The 18,872-nt window shown below is 72.6% G+C and carries 15 protein-coding genes and 1 tRNA gene; 11 read left to right on the top strand and 5 right to left on the bottom strand.

From position 1 onward, the window contains the following. Positions 1-54 precede the first annotated feature (54 nt). From GA0070617_RS02785 to topA, 3 genes are all read left to right on the top strand, one after another. On the top strand, positions 55-594 hold the full coding sequence (locus GA0070617_RS02785) for a hypothetical protein (RefSeq protein ID WP_091433566.1): 540 nt from the start codon (positions 55-57) through the stop codon (positions 592-594). Further along, entirely contained in the window at positions 585-1,211 is a 627-nt protein-coding gene (locus tag GA0070617_RS02790; RefSeq protein WP_229688408.1) for a hypothetical protein, read from the top strand. Before GA0070617_RS02785 ends, GA0070617_RS02790 begins: the two co-directional genes overlap by 10 nt. 352 nt (positions 1,212-1,563) lie before the next feature. Beyond that, positions 1,564-4,599, top strand: coding sequence for a type I DNA topoisomerase (gene topA, locus GA0070617_RS02795; protein ID WP_091433568.1), 3,036 nt, complete (start codon positions 1,564-1,566; stop codon positions 4,597-4,599). A 488-nt stretch (positions 4,600-5,087) separates the two neighbouring features. Here the strand turns inward: topA and GA0070617_RS02800 are convergent, their stop codons facing one another. Continuing rightward, the gene (locus GA0070617_RS02800) at positions 5,088-6,518 is read right to left on the bottom strand and encodes a D-arabinono-1,4-lactone oxidase (protein WP_091433570.1); all 1,431 of its coding nucleotides are present in this window, start codon (positions 6,516-6,518) and stop codon (positions 5,088-5,090) included. A 148-nt stretch (positions 6,519-6,666) separates the two neighbouring features. Here GA0070617_RS02800 and GA0070617_RS02805 point away from each other — a divergent pair, with 148 nt between their 5' ends. Next, positions 6,667-7,320 (top strand): TetR/AcrR family transcriptional regulator, encoded by a 654-nt coding sequence (locus GA0070617_RS02805; RefSeq protein ID WP_175440413.1) that lies wholly within the window; start codon positions 6,667-6,669, stop codon positions 7,318-7,320. Positions 7,321-7,328: 8 nt separating this feature from the next. Here the strand turns inward: GA0070617_RS02805 and GA0070617_RS02810 are convergent, their stop codons facing one another. Continuing rightward, the gene (locus tag GA0070617_RS02810; RefSeq protein ID WP_091433574.1) at positions 7,329-8,537 is read right to left on the bottom strand and encodes an alanine racemase; all 1,209 of its coding nucleotides are present in this window, start codon (positions 8,535-8,537) and stop codon (positions 7,329-7,331) included. A 318-nt stretch (positions 8,538-8,855) separates the two neighbouring features. Between GA0070617_RS02810 and tmk the strand changes: the two genes are divergently transcribed. From tmk to GA0070617_RS02840, 6 genes are all read left to right on the top strand, one after another. Further along, positions 8,856-10,955, top strand: coding sequence for a dTMP kinase (gene tmk, locus GA0070617_RS02815; protein WP_091445801.1), 2,100 nt, complete (start codon positions 8,856-8,858; stop codon positions 10,953-10,955). Then, on the top strand, positions 10,955-12,145 hold the full coding sequence (locus GA0070617_RS02820; protein WP_091433577.1) for a DNA polymerase III subunit delta': 1,191 nt from the start codon (positions 10,955-10,957) through the stop codon (positions 12,143-12,145). The genes tmk and GA0070617_RS02820 overlap by 1 nt, the downstream gene beginning before the upstream one ends. Positions 12,146-12,305: 160 nt before the next feature. Further along, a complete protein-coding gene (locus GA0070617_RS02825) occupies positions 12,306-12,635 on the top strand; it encodes a YbaB/EbfC family nucleoid-associated protein (RefSeq protein ID WP_091433580.1) in 330 nt (109 codons plus the stop codon). Between the two features lies 1 nt (position 12,636). After that, a complete protein-coding gene (locus GA0070617_RS02830; RefSeq protein WP_091433582.1) occupies positions 12,637-12,972 on the top strand; it encodes a hypothetical protein in 336 nt (111 codons plus the stop codon). Further along, the gene (locus tag GA0070617_RS02835; protein WP_091433584.1) at positions 12,972-13,757 is read left to right on the top strand and encodes a hypothetical protein; all 786 of its coding nucleotides are present in this window, start codon (positions 12,972-12,974) and stop codon (positions 13,755-13,757) included. Before GA0070617_RS02830 ends, GA0070617_RS02835 begins: the two co-directional genes overlap by 1 nt. A 74-nt stretch (positions 13,758-13,831) precedes the next feature. After that, complete coding sequence (locus GA0070617_RS02840; RefSeq protein ID WP_091433586.1) at positions 13,832-14,689, top strand: PSP1 domain-containing protein; 858 nt, start codon at positions 13,832-13,834, stop codon at positions 14,687-14,689. A gap of 3 nt (positions 14,690-14,692) precedes the next feature. Here the strand turns inward: GA0070617_RS02840 and GA0070617_RS02845 are convergent, their stop codons facing one another. Beyond that, on the bottom strand, positions 14,693-16,468 hold the full coding sequence (locus GA0070617_RS02845) for a metallophosphoesterase family protein (protein ID WP_229688418.1): 1,776 nt from the start codon (positions 16,466-16,468) through the stop codon (positions 14,693-14,695). 104 nt (positions 16,469-16,572) lie between these two features. On the opposite strand from GA0070617_RS02845, the gene GA0070617_RS02850 reads away from it, so the two are divergent. Next, positions 16,573-16,646 (top strand) — tRNA-Thr (locus GA0070617_RS02850). Positions 16,647-16,758: 112 nt separating this feature from the next. Here the strand turns inward: GA0070617_RS02850 and GA0070617_RS02855 are convergent. Continuing rightward, positions 16,759-17,403, bottom strand: coding sequence for a response regulator transcription factor (locus GA0070617_RS02855; RefSeq protein WP_091433588.1), 645 nt, complete (start codon positions 17,401-17,403; stop codon positions 16,759-16,761). Further along, a complete protein-coding gene (locus GA0070617_RS02860; RefSeq protein ID WP_175440414.1) occupies positions 17,391-18,629 on the bottom strand; it encodes a sensor histidine kinase in 1,239 nt (412 codons plus the stop codon). The genes GA0070617_RS02855 and GA0070617_RS02860 overlap by 13 nt, the downstream gene beginning before the upstream one ends. Between the last annotated feature and the right edge of the window lie 243 nt (positions 18,630-18,872).

Genomic DNA, 18,872 nt, shown 5'->3' on the forward strand with positions numbered 1-18,872 from the left:
GGTCGGCAAACCTGACCGGTGGCATGCGTGGCCTGAGGCCGTACCCTGCAACGCATGCGTACCTGCCGGGCGAGCGCCGCCGGAAAGCTGACGGTCGTCCTGGCCACGCTCCTGCTCGTCGCCGGTTGTGCCAGCGGGCCCAGCCCCCGGGCCTGGGCCGCCTCGGTCTGCGAGGCGCTCACCCCGTGGCGGGCCGAGATCAGCAAGCTGACCAGCAGCACGCAGCAGCAGATGACCGCCAAGACCACCCCGCCCCAGGCGAAGGAGAATCTGGTGCGTCTGTTCGCCGGGGCGGAACAGGCGAGCGAGACCGCCCGCCGGACGGTCGAGGAGGCCGGAGTGCCCCAGGCCGACCAGGGCGAGCAGGTTGCTGCCGGCTTCCTCGCCGCGCTGGGCAAGGTGCGGGACGCGTACGGCCGGGCCCGCGACACCATCGACGGACTGGGCACCGGCGAACCCGCCGCCTTCTACGACGGGGTCCGGGCCGCCGTGACGAAACTGAACGAGGAGTACGACGCCGGCGCGCTGGACACCAGCCGGCTGCATTCGGAAGAGCTCAAACAGGCCTTCGACGAGGTCCCGGAGTGTCGCTGACGCCACCCGACCCGACCACCGGCCCACCCGGGGCGGCGGTCCGGCAGCTCTCGCTGTTCGGCGCGGAGGTGGCCGAGCCGTCGGTCGCCGACCTGGCCGGGTTGCTCGCCGGGCCGGGCGAGGTGGTCCGGATGGGCGGCACGGCCCGCCTGAGCATCGTCGTGGACGCCGCCTGGCGGGTACACGCCCTGGTGCGTGAGCTGGCCCGCCGGGGACTGGCCGCGGCCTGGGAGCCCACCGCCGACCAGCGGCACACCGTGCGTACCTCGTACGCCAGCACGCTGGCTCCGCTGGCGGTGGCCTGGCTGCGCGGCGACGTCCAGTGCCCACCCGCCCGCTTCCACCTCGACGGCCGCCGGTTGCGGCTCTGGCTGATGGCCGCCGGTACCGCCGACCCGTCCGGTTTCCGGTTCGGGCTGGGCGGGCACGAGGCCGGTTGGGAGCCGGTCGGTGCCGCGCTGGCCGCCGTCGGCCTGCCCGGGATCCTGCTGGACCCGGCGGCGGGCGGCCCGGCGTACCGGATCACCGGCCGCCGTCGGCTGGCCCGCCTGGCCGAACTGGTGGGCGATCCGCCGCCGACGGTGCCCGGGACGCACTGGCCGGCCCGGGACCCCTGACGCGGTGACGTCCGTCGCTGTAACGTTCGGTGTGCTGTCCGATGGGGGACAGCCGCACGGGTCGTTTCCGGCGGAGGATGGGCTGGTCCCGCCTCGACCGGTGAGGCGGGTTCGTCACGGTCGACGACTGACCGGCCTACCCACGGTGTACGGTCGTGCCGTCCGGGTCGACCGGTGCAGCGGTGGTGTCGACCGCCGTCGCCGGGGCGGGACGGGTCGCCGCCTGCGACACCGAAACGCGGGCGAGGCGTTACGTTGGACGTCCGGACCGCCGTGGGCCGGTGGGGCCCGGAGCGGGTCCGTGCCGGGCCGGTCGGCGGGGACACGAGCAGGAGTGAGGTCGGGGAGTAACGTGCCGAGCAACGCCAGGACCACCCGTCTGGTCATCGTCGAGTCACCGGCGAAGGCCAAGACGATCTCGGGCTACCTCGGCCCGGGGTACGTCGTGGAGGCCAGCTTCGGTCACGTCCGTGACCTGCCGCGCAACGCCGCCGACGTGCCCGCCAAGTACAAGGGCGAGTCGTGGGCCCGGCTCGGGGTCGACGTGGACAACGGCTTCCACGCCCTCTACGTGGTCTCCGCCGACCGCAAGCAGCAGATCAGCAAGCTGGTGAAGCTGGCCAAGGAGGTCGACGAGATCTTCCTGGCCACGGATGAGGACCGCGAGGGCGAGGCGATCGCCTGGCACCTGGTGGAGACCCTCAAGCCCAAGGTGCCGGTCAAGCGGATGGTCTTCCACGAGATCACCAAGCCGGCGATCCAGGCCGCGGTGGCCAACCCCCGGGAGATCGACCGGGACCTGGTCGACGCCCAGGAGGCCCGGCGCATCCTCGACCGGTTGTACGGCTACGAGGTCTCCCCGGTGCTGTGGAAGAAGGTCATGCCGAAGCTCTCGGCGGGCCGGGTGCAGTCCGTGGCGACCCGGATCGTGGTCGAGCGGGAACGCCAGCGGATGGCCTTCCGCACCGCCGAGTACTGGGACATCCTGGCCACCCTCGCGGTGACCGACGCCGGCGAGGGCCCGCGAAACTTCAACGCCACCCTGGTCGCGCTGAACGGCGACCGGATCGCCACCGGCAAGGACTTCGAGCCGACCACCGGCCGGGTACGCCCCGGCGCCGGCGTGGTGCACCTCGACTCCGACGGGGCACGGGGGCTGGCCGCCCGACTCGAGGGCCGGCCGTTCACGGTCACCCGGGTCGAGGAGAAGCCCTACCGCCGCCGCCCGTACGCGCCGTTCATCACCTCCACCCTCCAGCAGGAGGCGGCCCGCAAGCTGCGGTTCTCGTCCCAGCAGACGATGCGTACCGCGCAGCGGCTCTACGAGAACGGCTACATCACCTACATGCGTACCGACTCGGTGAACCTGTCGGAGACCGCCATCGCCGCGGCCCGCCGGCAGATCGTCGAGCTGTACGGCGAGCGCAGCGTGCCGCCGGAGCCGCGCCGCTACACCGGCAAGGTCAAGAACGCCCAGGAGGCGCACGAGGCGATCCGCCCGGCCGGGGACAACTTCCGGACCCCGGGCGACGTGGCCAACGAGCTCTCCGGCGAGGAGTTCAAGCTCTACGAGCTGATCTGGCGGCGGACCATCGCCTCGCAGATGACCGACGCGGTCGGCTCCAGCGTCTCGGTCCGCATCCGCGCGGTCTCGGTCGCCCAGGAGGAGGCCGACTTCGGCGCGACCGGCAAGACCATCACCGACCCGGGCTTCCTGCGCGCCTACGTCGAGTCCAGCGACGACGAGAACGCCGAGGCCGAGGACGCCGAGCGTCGCCTGCCCAACCTGGTCAAGGGCCAGCCGCTGACCGCCGACGAGCTGGCCGCGCAGGGCCACCACACCCAGCCGCCGTCGCGCTACACCGAGGCCTCGCTGGTCAAGGCCCTGGAGGAGCTGGGCATCGGCCGCCCCTCCACCTACGCGTCGATCATGCAGACGATCCAGGACCGGGGGTACGTCACCAAGCGCGGCCAGGCGATGATCCCCACGTTCCTGGCCTTCGCGGTGATCGGGCTGATGGAACGGCACTACCCCCGCCTGATCGACTACGACTTCACCGCCAGCATGGAGAACGAGCTGGACGAGATCGCCGGCGGTGACCACGCGGCGGTCGACTTCCTCACCGCCTTCTACTTCGGCGGCGCCAACGGCGCGGGTGACCAGGACATCGCCCGCTCCGGTGGGCTGAAGAAGCTGGTCACCGAGAACCTCAGCGAGATCGACGCGCGCAGCGTCAACTCGATCCCGCTGCACATCGACGACGAGGGCCGCGAGGTAGTCGTCCGGGTCGGCCGGTACGGGCCGTACCTCCAGCGGGAACTGCCCGGTGGCGAGTCGGCCACGACCGCCGGTGCCGGTGCCGGCGGTGCTGGTGCTGAGGGTGCCGCTGGTGCCGCTGGTGCCGGTGGTGCTGGTGCTGGCGGTGCCGAGGGCGGTGCTGCCGACGGCGGTAGCCAGGGGGACCGGGCGCCGATCCCGGAGGGGCTGGCCCCCGACGAGCTGACCCCGGAGAAGGTGCACGAGCTGTTCCTGGGCGGCGGCGGCGAGCGCAAGCTCGGCGACGACCCGGCCACCGGGGAGCCGATCCTGCTCAAGGCCGGCCGCTTCGGCCCGTACGTCGCCAGTGGCGAACGCAAGTCCTCGCTGCTGCGCTCCCAGTCGCCGGACTCGCTCACCTTCGACCAGGCGTTGCGGCTGCTCAGCCTGCCCCGCCTGATCGGGGTGGCCCCCGACGGCGGCGAGGTCTTCGCCAACAACGGCCGCTACGGCCCGTACGTCAAGCGTGGTGACGAGTTCCGCTCGCTTGACTCGGAAGAGAAGATGTTCACCGTCACGCTGGACGAGGCGCTGGCCCTGCTGGCCGCCCCGAAGACCCGCCAGCGTCGAGCCGCCGCGCCGCCGCTGCGGGAGATGGGCGTCGACCCGCTGACCGAGAAGCCACTGGTGATCAAGGACGGCCGGTTCGGCCCGTACGTCACCGACGGGGAGTTCAACGCCTCGCTGCGGCGCGGCCAGACCCCGGAGGAGCTGACCGTCGAGCAGGCCTCCGAGATGCTCGCCGAGAAGCGGGCCAAGGGGCCGGCCCCGAAGAAGAAGGCCACCGCCAAGAAGGCCCCCGCCAAGAAGACCGCCACCAAGGCCGCCGGCGCGACGAAGGCGGCTGCCACCAAGGCGGCTGCGGCCAAAGCCGGTGCGGCGAAGGCGGGCGCGACCAAGGCGGCTGCTACCAAGGCGGCTGCTACCAAGGCGGCTGCTACCAAGGCCGGTGCGGCGAAGGCCGGTGCCGGTGGTGCGGGTGCGGGTGCGGCGAAGGCGACCGCCGCCAAGAAGGCGGCCCCCCGAAAGGCCGCCCCCAGGAAACAGAGCAGCACCTCAACCTCCGAGTGAGCCCGAAGGTCTGACCGGAGACGGAACCACCTTGGACCGGCCTGCCCTGTTCGCCGGCCTGTCCTGTTCGACGGCCTGTCCTGTTCGCCGGCCTGCGAGGCATCTGCGGCAGACAGGGTGACTGGGAAACGAAGCCCAAGGGCTCTTCTACCCATCACCTGGACTGCTCGACGCCTCGCTGGCCCGACCGGACAGGTGGGTGCAAGGTGGTTCGATTTCTCGGTCACCCCCACCAGCCCCGACCCGTCGATCATCCCGGCTCCCGCCCTCTTCCGCCGCCGATGCGCCTCGCCCTCTCCGTGCCCGACCGGGGTGTAGATCTTGGACACTTACCGTCCAAATAGAACGGTAAGTGTCCAAGATTCACTTCGGGGCCCGCTCCGGCGGTGACGGGGTGGGTGGGTGGGTGGGGAGATGGAATGGGCTTGCGTCGAAGCCGAGGGCCGAGGGCCGACAGCCGAGGGCCGAGGGGTAGGGACAGTTCTCGGTCAGGGGCCGAGGAGGTGGGTCAGGTGGGGGTTGGCGAAGACGCGGTGGGGGTCCAGGCGGTCGCGGAGGCGCTGGAAGTCGGCGAACCGCGGGTAGGCGGGGGCGAGGGACTCCGCGTCGCGCCAGTGCAGCTTGCCCCAGTGCGGCCGGCCGGCCAGGTCGGTGGCGACCCGTTCGAAGGCCCGGAAGTACGGCTCGTACGGCATTCCGGCGTACTGGTGGATGGCCAGGTACGCCGAGTCCCGCCCGTGACCGTGCGACAGCCAGATGTCGTCGGCGGCGGTGAACCGTACCTCGGCCGGGAAGAGCACCCTGGTCGGTAGCGTGTCGACGATGCGGCGCAGCGCGTCGAGGGCCTCGGGCAGGGCGGCGCGTGGCAGGGCGTACTCCATCTCGGTGAAACGGACCCGGCGCGGTGAGCAGAAGACCCGGTCGGAGCGGCCGGTGTAGCGGCGTTCACCGAGCAGCCCGGCAGCGGTCGCGCTGATCGTCGGGGCCAACGCCGGTACGGCCCGGCCGAGCCGGCAGGCGGCACCGAAGACGGTGTTGGCGAGCAGGTCGTCGTCGAGCCAGCCGCGCCACCGGGACAGTGGCCGGTCGTCGACAGGTACCCGGTCGTTGGTCTTGACCTGCACCCGGTCGGTGTAGGGGAACCAGAAGAACTCGACGTGGTCGTGTGCCTCGACCAGGGCCGGCAGGTCGGCCAGTACGTCGCCGAGCCGGGCCGGTCGTTCGTGGGCGTGTAGCACGAACGCGTCGACACACTGGAGGGTCACGTCGACCAGGATGCCGAGCGCGCCGAGGGAGACCCGGGCGGCGGCGAAGACGTCGGGGTGCTGGTCGGCCGAGCAGTGCAGCACCTCGCCGGTGCCGGTGACCAGGGTCAACGCGGTGACGGCGGTGGCCAGGCAGCCGAGTCTCGCGCCGGTGCCGTGGGTGCCGGTGGAGATCGCCCCGGCGATGGTCTGCGCGTCGATGTCGCCGAGGTTGGGCAGCGCGAGGCCGTGCCGGTCGAGCAGTCGGTTGAGCGCCCGCAGGGTCGTCCCGGCCGGCACGGTGACCTGCCGCCGATCGACATCCACCCGGACACCGGCCCCGCCACCCGGCCCGGCAAGCGGCCCGCCACCCGGCCCGGCAAGCGGCCCGTCACCCGGCCCGGCAAGCGGCCCACCACCTGGCCTGTCGGCCAAGCCATCGAGCGGCCCGGCAAGCGGATCGCCACCCGGCTGGAGGTGGTATCCGTCGGTGACGGCGAGGGCGGTGAAGGAGTGGCCACTGCCGACCGGTCGGATCCGTCGACCCTGGGCCGCGGCGGCCCGGACGGCGGCGACGGTCTCGGCGACGGTGCCGGGTCGGATCACCTCGGCGGTGGTCCGTTGGTTGCCCGCCCAGTTGGTCCAGAGGACACGCGGTGTCACCGGTTCGGCCATCGACCCTCCTCGAAACATAGGTGAACGAACTTCGCAACAGGAACGTTGTCCCTGGTAGATACCGCAATCGAGGTCGGCTCGTTAGTACCGGTAGTCACGCATTCGTGACGGGCAGATATGTTCATCCGTCGAAGGGGGGTGGCGCCGAGTGTCCACACCAGCCGCCACGACCGGGCCACTGCGCCGGGTACCGGTGCAGGGTCGAAGCGTCGCTCGGGTCCAGCGGATGCTGGACGCCTGTGCCGAACTCGTCGACGAGGTGGGGTACGAGGGCCTGACCACGACCCTGCTCGCCGAGCGCGCCGAGGTGGCGATCGGGTCGGTCTACCAGTTCTTTCCGGACAAGCGGGCGATCGTGCAGGCGTTGACCCTGCGCACGATCGAGTCGTACCTGCAGCGACTCGACGAGCGGTTCGCCGTCGACGACCTCGCCCACTGGTGGGACGGGGTCGACGCGGGCATCGACGAGTACATCACGATGCACCGTACGGTCCCCGGATTCCGTACCCTCCACTTCGGCGACGTGGTCGACCTGCACCTGCTCGACGAGCAGCGGGACAACAACGGCGTGATCGCCGACCAGTTGGCCCGGGTGCTCATCGAGCGTTTCGGCATCGCCGACGAGCCCCGGTTGCGGTTCATCCTGGAGATCGCCGTCGAGGCCGCCGACGCCCTGATCAAGCTGGCCTTCCGCCGTCAGCCCGACGGCGACGAGCGGGTGCTGGTGGAGGCCAAGGCGCTGATCCGGGAGTACCTGCACCGCCAGGTCGACGCCCCGGCGGTCAGCAACCAGCCCGGCTGACGTCCGGGTCACAGGAAGGCCCGTCCCTCGCCCCGGTATGTGGGCACCGTGGCCACCACCGTGTCGTCGGCGACCAGGTGTAGTTCGTTCACCCGTTCACACAGCTCACCGGCCTTGGCGTGGCGGAACCAGACCCGGTCGCCCAGCCGGAGTCCGGCCGCCGCCGGGCCGGTGAGCGGGGTCTGCACCTCACCGGCGCCCTCCGCGTTGATCAGTTTCAGTCCCTCGGGTAGCCACGGGGTGGGCAGTCGGCTGGGCGCGGCCGACCCGGAGGCGATCCAGCCGCCGCCGAGCACGGTGACCAGCCCGGGGGCCGGGTGCCGGACCACCGGGCAGGCGAAGAACGCGGCCGGGGTGGGGCGCCAGGTCCGGTAGGCGTCGAAGAGCGTCGGCCCGTACAGCCCCGATCCCGCGGTGACCTCGGTGACCGCGGGATCGGCGCTGGTCGCGGCGATGCTGCCGGTGCCGCCGCCGTTGACGAACGCCAGGTCGGCGTGTTCGCGTACCGCGGCCACCGCCGCACCACGACGGGCCAGCAACTCGCGGTACGACCCGCGCTGGGCGAGCCGGATCGCGGCGGCCAGCGCGGCCCGGCCGGGCGGGGCGTCGCCGAGGCCGGCGATCTGTGCCTCGTACGCCATCAGCCCGACCAGCCGGAAGCCGGGCCGGGCGGTGATCGCGGCGGCGAGCGCGCCGGCGGCCCGTGCGCTGTGCACCGGCGATCGGCGTACCCCGAGGTGTAACCGTCCGCGTAGGGGTCGCCAGGAGGCGTCCAGGTCGAGGCAGATCTGGACGGCGGGACGCCGGGTGGCGGGGCGGACGGCGTCGACGAGGTCGAGTTGCCCGGTGGCGTCCACCATCAGGGTGACCCGGTCGGCGAGGGTGGTGTCGGCGGTCAACTCGGCAAGCGCCGCCCGGTCGGCGCTGGGGTAGGCCACCAGCACGTCGTCGGTGAGTCCGGTCCGGGCCAGCCAGATCCCCTCGGCCAGGGTGAAGGCGAGTACCCCCCGCCAGCCGGGCCGCGCCAACGCCCGGCTGGCCAGGTCGCGGCAGCGCACCGACTTGCTGGCCAGCCGGACGGGCTTGGCCCCGGCCCGGTCGGCCAGGGCGGCGGCGTTGGCATCGAAGGCGGTCAGGTCCAGGACCGCGTACGGCGGGTCGAGGTGGGCGGTCGCCCGGTCGAGGCGTTCGCGAAGTTCGTCACGTTCGGTGGCCACTGGTGCACGCTAACTGTCCGGCGAAGAATGCGAAATAGCCTCACCTCTGTCGGGGCTGCGGTCGGTGGCTCCGGCCACCTAGGCTCGACGAGCAGGCGATGTCGCGGCGGGGTGACTCCCCTCCGGGGCTAGAGTGTTCCACCGGGGGTGCCCAGCGATGGGCCGGCACGTGGAGGTACGGCCATCGAAAGCCAGCAGCACGGCGAGTCGCCCGGCGTGTCGTCGAACAACGATCCCGCCACCGGCGGAAAGGACCCGACGGGTGCCGGCCAGCCCGGTGGCCAGAGCGACCGCTCCGGGTACGCGGGGATCCGCTCGGTGCTGCGCATCCAGCCGTTCCGCCGGCTCTGGATCGTGCTCGGCGCGGCCTCCTTCGGCGACTGGCTCGGCCTGCTCGCCACCTCGGTCTTCGCCGCCGCCCAGGTGCAGGGCAGCACCGCGCAGGGTGCCGCGTTCGGTGGCGTGATCGCCATCCGGCTGCTGCCGGCGTTGCTGCTGGGGCCGATCGCCGGTGTCTTCGCCGACCGCTTCGACCGGCGCTGGACGATGGTCATCTGCGACCTGCTGCGGTTCCTGCTCTTCGCCTCGATCCCGATGGTCGCGCTCCTGGGGGCCCGGGGTGCGGTGGTGGTCGGCTGGGCGGCCGTGGCCACCTTCCTGATCGAGACGATCACCCTGCTCTGGATCCCGGCCAAGGAGGCCGCGGTCCCGAACCTGATCCCCCGGGCCCGGCTGGAGGCGGCCAACCAGCTCACCCTGATCACCACGTACGGCTTCACCCCGGTGCTCGCCGCGCTGGGCATCGCGGTGCTCGACCGCAGCGTGCGCGCGGCGACCGGCGGCGAGATGCCCAACTGGGCCGAGCCCGCCCAGTTGGCGCTCTGGTTCAACGCGTTCTCCCGGCTGGCCACCGCGCTGGTGGTGGCCTTCGGGATCAAGGAGATCAGCCGGACCCAGGCCGCCGAGCGGGACCGCACCGAGCAGAGCATGATGCGCCAGTTCACCGAGGGGTGGCGGTTCATCGCCAAGACGCCCCTGGTCCGGGGCCTGGTGCTGGGGATCTTCGGCGCGTTCGCCGGCGGCGGCATCGTGATCGGCACCGCCCGGTTCTTCGCCAACTCCCTCGGTGCCGGTGACGCCGCCTTCTACCTGCTCTTCGGCGCGATCTTCATCGGTCTGGCACTCGGCATCGGGCTCGGCCCGATGATCGTGCGGGACATGTCCCGCCGCCGCTGGTTCGGCATGAGCATCGTGCTGGCCAGCGCGGCCGTGATGACCCTGGCCTTCGCCATCCACCTGTCGATGGCGATCGTCGGCGCGATCGTGGTCGGCGCGGGCGCGGGCATGGCGTTCCTGGCCGGCACCACCCTGCTCGGTGGCGAGATCGCCGACGAGGTACGCGGCCGGGTCTTCGCGGTGGTGCAGATCGGCACCCGGATGGTGCTGATCCTGGCCATCGGCCTGAGCAGCCTGCTCGCCGGGGTCGGCGGCTCGCGCGAGCTGAACATCGTCGACCTGGGCATCTCGATCTCCTCGACCCGGCTGCTGCTGCTCGCCGCCGGTGCGGCCGGCATCTTCGCCGGGATCAGCGCCTTCGGCCAGATGGACGACAAGAAGGGCGTGCCGGTCCTGGCCGACCTCTGGGGCTCGATCCGGGGCCGCCCGCTGATGCCGGCCGAGCCGTTCGTCTCCGCCGGCCTCTTCGTGGTCTTCGAGGGTGGTGAGGGCGCCGGCAAGTCGACCCAGGTCAGCCAGCTCGCCGGGCGGCTGGACGGTCAGGGCCGGGAGGTCCTGGTGACCCGCGAGCCCGGGGCCACCGGGGTCGGTGAACGGATCCGCGCGCTGCTGCTGGGCACCACCGAGGCCGACGCGCCGTCACCGCGGGCCGAGGCGCTGCTCTACGCCGCCGACCGGGCCCACCACGTCGCCACCGTGGTCCGTCCCGCCCTGGTCCGGGGCGCGGTGGTGATCAGCGACCGGTACGTCGACTCGTCGCTGGCGTACCAGGGTGCCGGACGGACCCTCCCGGTGGACGAGGTCTCCTGGCTCTCCTCCTGGGCCACCGGTGGGCTCAAGCCCGACCTGGTGGTGCTGCTCGACGTCGACCCGCGCACCGGGCTGTCCCGGGTCACCGCCCGCGGCGCGGACACCGACCGGTTGGAGGCCGAGTCGGTGGCCTTCCACGAGCGGGTCCGGTACGCCTTCCTCGACCTGGCCGCCACCGATCCGAAGCGCTACCTCGTGCTCGACGCCTCCCGCCCGGCCGAGGAGCTGGCCGAGCTGGTCGCCGCCCGGGTCGACGAGCTGCTCGTCGCGCCCGGTGACCCGGCGCGGCCCCGGCCGACCGGGACGTCGGAGACGCCGGGCCGCCCGGAGTTATCGGACGAGGAACTGGTGGGCGTGAGGCGCCCGGGCTGATGTCGGACGTCTTCGTCGATCTGGTCGGCCAGGACGACGCGGTCGACACCCTGCGCCGGGCGGCCGCCGCCGCGGCCGACGTGCTGCGGGGCACCGCCGACCCCGGGGCCGGGATGACCCACGCCTGGATCTTCACCGGCCCGCCCGGTTCGGGCCGCTCGGTGGCGGCGCGGGCCTTCGCCGCCGCCCTGCAGTGTGCCCACGGCACTGGGTGCGGCCGGTGCCCCGGCTGCCACACCACGCTGGCCGGGACCCACGCCGACGTCCGGCTGGTCGTGCCGGAGGGGCTCTCCATCGGGGTCACCGAGATGCGGGCGTTGGTGCTACGGGCGGCGAGCACCCCCTCCGGGGGCCGGTGGCAGGTGGTGGTGGTCACCGACGCCGACCGGCTCACCGAGGCGGCGGGCAACGCCCTGCTCAAGGCGATCGAGGAGCCGCCGCCGCGTACCGTCTTCCTGCTCTGTGCGCCGTCGACCCACCCGGACGACGTCTCGGTGACCATCCGGTCGCGGTGCCGGCTGGTCCAGCTCCGGCAGCCGCCGGCCAGCGCGGTGGCCGAGGTGCTGGTCCGCCGGGACGGGACCGCCCCGGACGTCGCCGAGTGGGCGGCGGCCGCCGCGCAGGGGCACGTGGGCCGGGCCCGCCGGCTGGCGGCCGACCCGCAGGCGCGCGAGCGGCGGGCCGCGGTGCTGGCGGTGCCGCGTCGGTTGACCGGGGTGGGTGCCGCCTTCGACGCCGCCGCCGCGTTGATCGCCGCCGCCGAGGCGGAGGCCGAGGCGGTGGTGGCCGAGAGCGACGCCGCCGAGCGGGCGGCGCTGCAGACCGCGCTCGGTGCGGGTGGCACCGGCCGGGGGGCCGCCGGGGCGGCCCGGGGCAGCGCCGGTCAGCTCAAGGAGCTGGAACGGCGACAGAAGTCGCGGGCCACCCGGGCCCAGCGGGACGCGCTGGACCGGGCCCTGGTCGACCTGGCCGGCTTCTACCGGGACGCGCTGACCATCGCGGTCGGGGCCCCGGTGGCCCCGGTGCACGCCGACACCGCCGAGCTGGCCGGGGCGGGGGCGCAGAAGTGGTCGGCCGAGGGGGCGTTGCGCCGGTTGGAGGCCGTACTGGCCTGCCGGTCGGCGATCGAGGCCAACGTCAAGCCCCGGATCGCGGTGGAGTCCATGATGCTCACTCTCTGGCGGGGCTGACCTGCCGCTCAGGCAGGCCCCCGCGTAGGGCCATCGACAGTCGCAACCGGGTGCGGTACGGTCCCGGTGATGTCACCGTGACCCTGGTGGCACGCTGCGTGAGGCAGCGCGGTCGGCCCGACCAGGCGACCGTGGCGAGCACTGCCGGGAGGAGCCGCCGATGCCGCGGGGGGAGATCGACGAGGCCTGGATCGAGGAGGCGGTGCGCAGGTACCGCCGGATCGAGACCCTGCAGGCCGAGTTCGACCGGGCGGTGGCCACCGTCGAGGTGACCGTCCGGTCGCCGGACGGGCTGGTCGAGGTGGTGGTGACCGCCGACGGGAAGATCACCGACGTCCGGTTCCTGGGCCCGCTGCACTCCCGCAACCCGCGCGCCGTCGCCGGCAGCGTGCAGGCCGCGATCGCCGCCGCCGCCGACGCCGCGCAGTGGGCCCGGGAGAAGCTGCACAACGAGACCTTTTCGGCGTACCGCACGTTGGCGGGGGCCTGAGATGGACCGGTTGCCGGCGCTCGCCGCCCGACTGGACGAGGCGAGCGACACGCTGCGCACGCTTGCCCGCTCGGTGACCGCCACCGACCCGGCCCACCCGGCCTTCGGCGCCGACGCCGCGGGCCGCCCCGGTGAGGTGGGGCGGGCCCTGCACCGGCAGTGGGTCGCCGCCACCGAGCAGCGGGCCCGCGAGGCCACCGCCGCCGCCGCGCGACTGGCCGCCGCCGCCACCGCCGTGCGGTCGGCCGCCGAGCGGTACGTCGACACCGACGCCGCCGCCGAACACCGCCTGCGCGGCCTCGACCCTTCCGCCCACCGCACCGGCGGGCCGCGGTGATGGACGCGCTGGACCGGCTCGCCGAGCCCGGCCTGGACCTGCTCCGCCGGGTGGACACCCTGCTCGCCGGCGGCGCGCCGGAGGGCCACCCGGTCTGGCCCCTGCTGCGCCGCCTCCAGGTGCTGCCCGCCGAGGCCGTCCGCGGCTTCCTCGACCTGCATCCCGCGCCGTTGACGACCGCCGGCGACGAGGTGCGCCGGCTGGTCCGCTCCTACGACCAGGCCTGCGCCCCGTTGACCGATCCGGTCGCCTGGTCGGGGCCGGCCGCCGCGTCGTACGGGCAGGCGCGGGCGGCGTTGCTGCGCCACCTCGACGAGGGGCCGGAGAGCCTGATCGGCCGGCTGGAGTCCACCGCGGGGTACGCCGACGCGCTCGCCGACTGGGTGGAGCGCAGTCGGATCGCGCTGGCCCGGACCCTGGCCGAGGTGCTCGGCTCGACCGAGGCGGTGACGGTGGTCGCGGCCACCACGACCGCCACCGGCGCCGGCACCGGCCTGACCGCCAGCGGCACCGGCCTGACGGTCACCGGCGTCGGCGCGGGTGTGACTGCCACCGGCGGCACCCCGACTGCCGGCGGTGCCGTCGACCAGCAGCCGGGGGCCGGCCGGCGGGGTCACCGCGAGGCGGCCGAGATCGCCCGGCGGGTGCTGGCGGTGCTCTGTGTGGCCTACGACGGCGCGGAGACCCTGCTGCGGCAGTGGTCGCCGAGCCTGGCCGTCGCGCCCTGGCGGCCGGCGGTGGACGCCCCGCCGCGCGTCGACGCCACCACCCGGCTGGGTTGGTGACCGTGACTGCTGACGGTGATCCTCCGGTGACCGCCGGCCGGACGCCGCCGGCCGATCCGTCGTAGGGTGGGGCCATGGGCATGCTCTGCGCGGTCAGCTTCAACCGGTACGGGCGTCTCTACTACCTGGACCCCGGCGAGTTCAGCCCACAGGTCGGCGACAAGGTGCTGGTGCCCACCGACGACGGCCCCGAGGTGGCCGAGTGTGTCTGGGCCGCCCAGTGGGTCACCGAGGACACCGACGGTTTCCCCCGGCTGGCGGGGCTGGCCCAGGACGACGACCTGCGCCGCGACGAGACGCTGCGGCGGCGTAAGGCCGAGGCCAAGGTGGCCGCCAAGCGGCTGATCCGGGGGCACGGCCTGCCGATGAAGGTGGTCGCGGTGGACCACGTCCTGGCCGCCGCTGACGGCAGCAGCGACCGGACCACCATCTACTTCACCGCGCCGCACCGGGTGGACTTCCGGGCGCTGGTCCGGGACCTGGGGGCCACCCTGCGGTGCCGGGTCGAGCTGCGGCAGCTCTCGGCCCGTGACTCGGCCCGGGTGCAGGGCGGCATCGGCTCCTGCGGCCGGGACCTGTGCTGCGCCACCTTCCTCAACGACTTCGAGCCGGTGACCATCCGGATGGCCAAGGACCAGGACCTCCCGCTCAACCCGCTGCGGATCTCCGGGGCGTGCGGCCGGCTGATGTGTTGCCTCAAGTACGAACATCCGCTGTATGCCGGAGGCGGCACCTCCTATCCGAACCCGGGCCAGCGGGTGGAGACCCCGGAAGGCCAGGCCAAGGTGATCTCCCGGCACCCACCGAGCGAGACCGTCGTGGTCCGGCAGCTCACCGGGGGCGAGACCAAGCGGTGCGGCCTCGCCGAGGTCTGTGGCTCCCGCCAGGCGTACGAAGCAGGGGGCGATCCCCTTCCCCTCCGGGCGGAGTGACGGTCAGCTGGATGCCCGGGCGTCGGCCGGGACGACGGTCGGCGGCTCGGCCAGCCGGGGGCGCAGCGGCTCGGCGGGAGCCAGCCAGGAGGCGTCCGGACCGGGATCGGGGTTGACCTGCCAGCGGCGGCCCACCCGGTCGATCGCGACCGGATAGATCGTCAGCGTGCCGTCGGGGTCGATCCGCATCCGCAGGAAGGCCTTGGCGTCCTCGATGCCCTGACCGGCGAAGAGCTCGTTCAGGTTCACCCCGAACGCCCCGGCCAGCAGCAGGTACCCGGCCACCAGCTGGGTGGCCACCAGCCCGGCGACCGGGCCGTACAGCGCCGCGGCGGCGACCGCCGGCAGGGGCCAGGGCCAGTCGTGCGGGGGCAGGCCGAGCCAGGCCCAGGTGCCGAGGGCGGCCAGCCCGACATGCGCCAGCCCGTGACCCACCCCGAGCAGCCAGTGCCGCACCTGCCGGTTGCCGCTGGCCGTGGGCGGCTTGGCGAAGAAGGCCGCCCCGAGCAGGGTCACCACCACCATCATCACCAGCGGTACGCTGAACAGCCGCTGGTCGGTGCTGTCCACGTCCTGGGTGGCGACCCCGGCCATGGCCAGCATCAACAGCGTGTGCAGGGTGCCGAGCAGGGTGACGAAGCCCGGGTTGCGCCAGGGCAGCCGGGCGAAGACCCCGAAGCCGTACCGTCGGGAGCGGCCCGCCGTCGGATAGCGCCCGGCCAGCGCGTACTCCCGGGTGCGGCTGGCCCGCCGGGACAGCGTCTCCCGGGGCGGCACCTCGATCCGTTCGGGCAGCTGGTGGGTGGGGTAGAGGTACGCCCCGCCGCCGCCACACGTGATCAGCTGCCGGTCGCCGCTTTCGTACCGGGAGTAGTGGTGCAGGTCGCCGGAGAGGATCACCCGGACCCGGGCCCCGGTCGGCGCGACCACGGTCCGCACGAAGTAGTCGATCGAGTCGTACGCGGTGGGGTCGTCGACGGCCTTGACCCAGGTCGGCTCCGGCACCACCAGGATCACCCGGGACTGCGGCCCGAGCCGCCGGGCGACCTGCTCGAAGTAGGTAAGCTGCGGATCGTCGAGGTACGAGCCGGACTGGTCGTCCAGGCCGAGCAGCCACCAGTCGGCCGGCAGTTCGGCGGCGAAGTACGACCGGGTCTGCCCGGTCAGCCAGCCGCCGAAGTGCCGGTCCCGGGTCCGGGCGAAGATCCGCAGGAACGCGGTCAGCCCGTCGTACCAGTCGTGGTTGCCGGGAATCGCGAAGAGGGTGGGCCGCTCGGGCGGGGTGACCGGCAGCGCGGCCTGGTAGGGCCCCTTGCACCGGTCCTCGTACGCCGCGTAGCTCGCCGACGGGTAGACCTGGTCGCCTCCCATGATCAGGGTCTGCGCCCGGGGCAGCCGGTGGCCGTCGACGGTCAGCTCCCGCTGGGCGAGCAGGTACGCCACCGAGTACGTGGCGTCGAAGCCGTCACCCAGGTCGGCGACGTAGTCCAGCCAGAGCCCGCCGTCCGGTCCCACCTGTCGGGGCACCTCGTCGGCGAAGGCCCGCTGCAACTCCCGCTTGTCCAGGTACGCCCCGAACAACATCGCCAGCAACGTACGCAGCCCGGTGCTGATCAACAGCAGCGGCGCGAGCCACGGCACCGGCCGGCGCGGCGTGAAGCCCAACTCGTGCGGCTTGGTGGAACGCGGCCGGTGCGCCTCGCGGCCGCCGGCGGCCTCGCTGGCGTGGGTGTCGTCCGGCTCGACGACGGGGGCGGAATCGTCGGTCACCCGGGGCAGCGTAGTGCTCCCGGCCCGGTGGCGCTGTCTGGCGACCGACGCTGGGCCGGTCGGGGAACCCGTGCGGGCGGAGGGCTGCCGGTGCCGTACACTTGCTGATCGTTGCCGCCTTAGCTCAGTCGGCTAGAGCGACGCACTCGTAATGCGTAGGTCGACGGTTCGATTCCGTCAGGCGGCTCAGAGGATGCCCTGACCAGCGGAGACGCAGGTCAGGGCATCGTTTGTATCGATGAGGATTCGAGTCACCCCCCCCGGAAGCCAGGTCAGGTGGCCGATGTGAACTCCGCTTCTCAGCTCTGCAGGTAGGCCAGGACCGCCAGGATTCGGCGGTTGTCGTCCTCGGAGGGCTTGAGACCGAGCTTGGTGAAGATGCTGTTGCTGTGTTTGCTGACAGTCTTCTCGGTGACGAACATCCGGGTGGCGATCGCAGCGTTCGACCGGCCCTGGGCCATCAGAGCGAGGACCTCATGCTCGCGCTGGCTCAGCTTCAGGAGCTTGGGGTCGGCGGCGCGGTGGGTGAGCAGTGCACTCACCACGTCGGGGTCCATGACGACGCTCCCGGAAGCGACCTGCCGGACGTTGTCGATGAACTGGCCGACGTCCGTGACCCGATCCTTCAACAGATAGCCCACCGCGCCCGCGCGATCCGACATCAGCTCCCGGGCGTAAATCTGCTCGACATACTGTGAGAGCACCAGAATGGGAAGCCCTGGAATCTGCCGGCGGACTTCTACGGCGGAACGCAGTCCCTCGTCGGTGAAGGTCGGCGGCAACCGCACGTCGACGATGGCGACGTCAGGACGGTGCGTCATCAGCGCCCGGATCAGGGCGGCCCCGTTGTCAACGGCTTCCACAACCTCGAACCCATTGGCCCGCAAGATCCTGATCAGGCCCTCGCGGAGCAGGGCGAGGTCCTCGGCTATCACGATACGCACGGCAGCGACATCCTCACCTCGGTAGGTCCGCCCGGCGGACTGTCAACGGTCAGCGTGCCGTCGAAGGCCGCCAGCCGACGCTGGATGCCACGCAGGCCGGTGCCGGAATCGATCGAAGCACCCCCACGGCCGTCGTCGGACACCAGCATCGTCAACTCTCCCGCAGCGCCGTCCCGATGGGGTGCGAACTCCACGGTGATCCGGATCTGCCGGGCCTGGGCGTGCTTGATGGCGTTCGACAACGCCTCGGCGACGGCGAAATAGGCCGCGGACTCGACCGGGGCCGGCAGCCGTCCCGGTAGGCGGGTCACCACCGTGGTCGGGATCGGATTCACCAGGGCCAGGGCCTTGAGGGCGCCGTCCAGGCCACGGTCGGCCAGTACCGGCGGATGGATGCCCCGCACCAGCTCACGCAGCTCGGTCAAAGCGCTGGCGGTCGCCTCGCGGGCCTCGGCCAGCAACTGTCGGACGGTCTGCGGATCCTTGGGCAGTAACTGTTCGGCCAAGCCCAGGCTCATGCCCAGCGACACCAGCCTTGCCTGCGCGCCGTCGTGCAGGTCGCGTTCGATTCGGCGCAGCTCGTGGGCCTGGGTGTCGACGGTCTCAGCGCGTGTGGTCGCCAGCTGTTGGACGCGGGCCCGCAGGCGCGCCTGCTCGGTGGGGCCGAGCAGAGCGCGGATCATCCGAGCGTTGAGGTTCGCCAGGCGTGCCGCAGTGGCGTACCAGAGCAGGAGGAAAACCGGACCGAGCGGTACCAGCGCGAAAGACTGCGCGACGTTGTGCAGCCGGAAGGCCTCCCCCAGCGGAGTGCGGAATACCTGAGGAGGCGTCAGTTGATAGATGAGCGGATAGGTCAGGTAGACGACTCCGAAGGCGAAGAACAGCAGCGACAGTCCGCAACTCCACCATATGGTGATCGAGTTGACCACCAACCAGATCCAGTCCCGCCACGTCGCCGGATCGCGCAGGATCGTCCAGAGCCGCACCAGCCAACCGGCGTCCGGCGTGGGCTGATAGGGGTGGGCGGGCACCGGTACGCCGAGCCGGTCGGCGGCCCACTGGCGGTGCAGGTCGGCAAACCAGCGCACCAGCGCGGTGGTGAGCAGAATCAAGGGGATCCCGACGCCGAGAGCGGCGACTGACATCGAGGTGATCCAGACCGTGGCCAGCACGGCACCCAGGGCCGAACCCGTCAGCAGCACCAGCGACCAGCCCAACAGGCTCATCCGCAAGCCCAGCGCGGAGCGCGGAGCTGGACCGCTGCGTGCGACGGGACCAGGCCCGGAGCGTTCCCGCGAGGGCGAGGAGCCGCCGGGAAGGGTGGTTCCGCTGGAATCGGTCATTTCACTCCCTCATCGCGCATCGTGCCGAATCGACGGGACTGGCGGTCGGTCCATATCGGCCCCCGGGCGATCCGCAATTTCCGCGCGGTGAGGTTTCTTCACTTCCGCCGGTAGACGACTCAGCCG

Origin of the sequence: Micromonospora yangpuensis (assembly GCF_900091615.1) — a bacterium.
GTDB lineage: Bacteria > Actinomycetota > Actinomycetes > Mycobacteriales > Micromonosporaceae > Micromonospora > Micromonospora yangpuensis.

Excerpts from the sequence above, each read along its gene's own strand:
- GA0070617_RS02785 (WP_091433566.1), top strand. The coding sequence starts at position 55 with ATGCGTACCTGCCGGGCGAGCGCCGCCGGAAAGCTGACGGTCGTCCTG.
- GA0070617_RS02800 (WP_091433570.1), bottom strand. The coding sequence starts at position 6,518 with ATGGCCGAACCGGTGACACCGCGTGTCCTCTGGACCAACTGGGCGGGC.
- GA0070617_RS02820 (WP_091433577.1), top strand. The coding sequence starts at position 10,955 with ATGTCGGACGTCTTCGTCGATCTGGTCGGCCAGGACGACGCGGTCGAC.
- GA0070617_RS02825 (WP_091433580.1), top strand. The coding sequence starts at position 12,306 with ATGCCGCGGGGGGAGATCGACGAGGCCTGGATCGAGGAGGCGGTGCGC.
- GA0070617_RS02830 (WP_091433582.1), top strand. The coding sequence starts at position 12,637 with ATGGACCGGTTGCCGGCGCTCGCCGCCCGACTGGACGAGGCGAGCGAC.
- GA0070617_RS02835 (WP_091433584.1), top strand. The coding sequence starts at position 12,972 with ATGGACGCGCTGGACCGGCTCGCCGAGCCCGGCCTGGACCTGCTCCGC.
- GA0070617_RS02840 (WP_091433586.1), top strand. The coding sequence starts at position 13,832 with ATGGGCATGCTCTGCGCGGTCAGCTTCAACCGGTACGGGCGTCTCTAC.
- GA0070617_RS02860 (WP_175440414.1), bottom strand. The coding sequence starts at position 18,629 with ATGAGCCTGTTGGGCTGGTCGCTGGTGCTGCTGACGGGTTCGGCCCTG.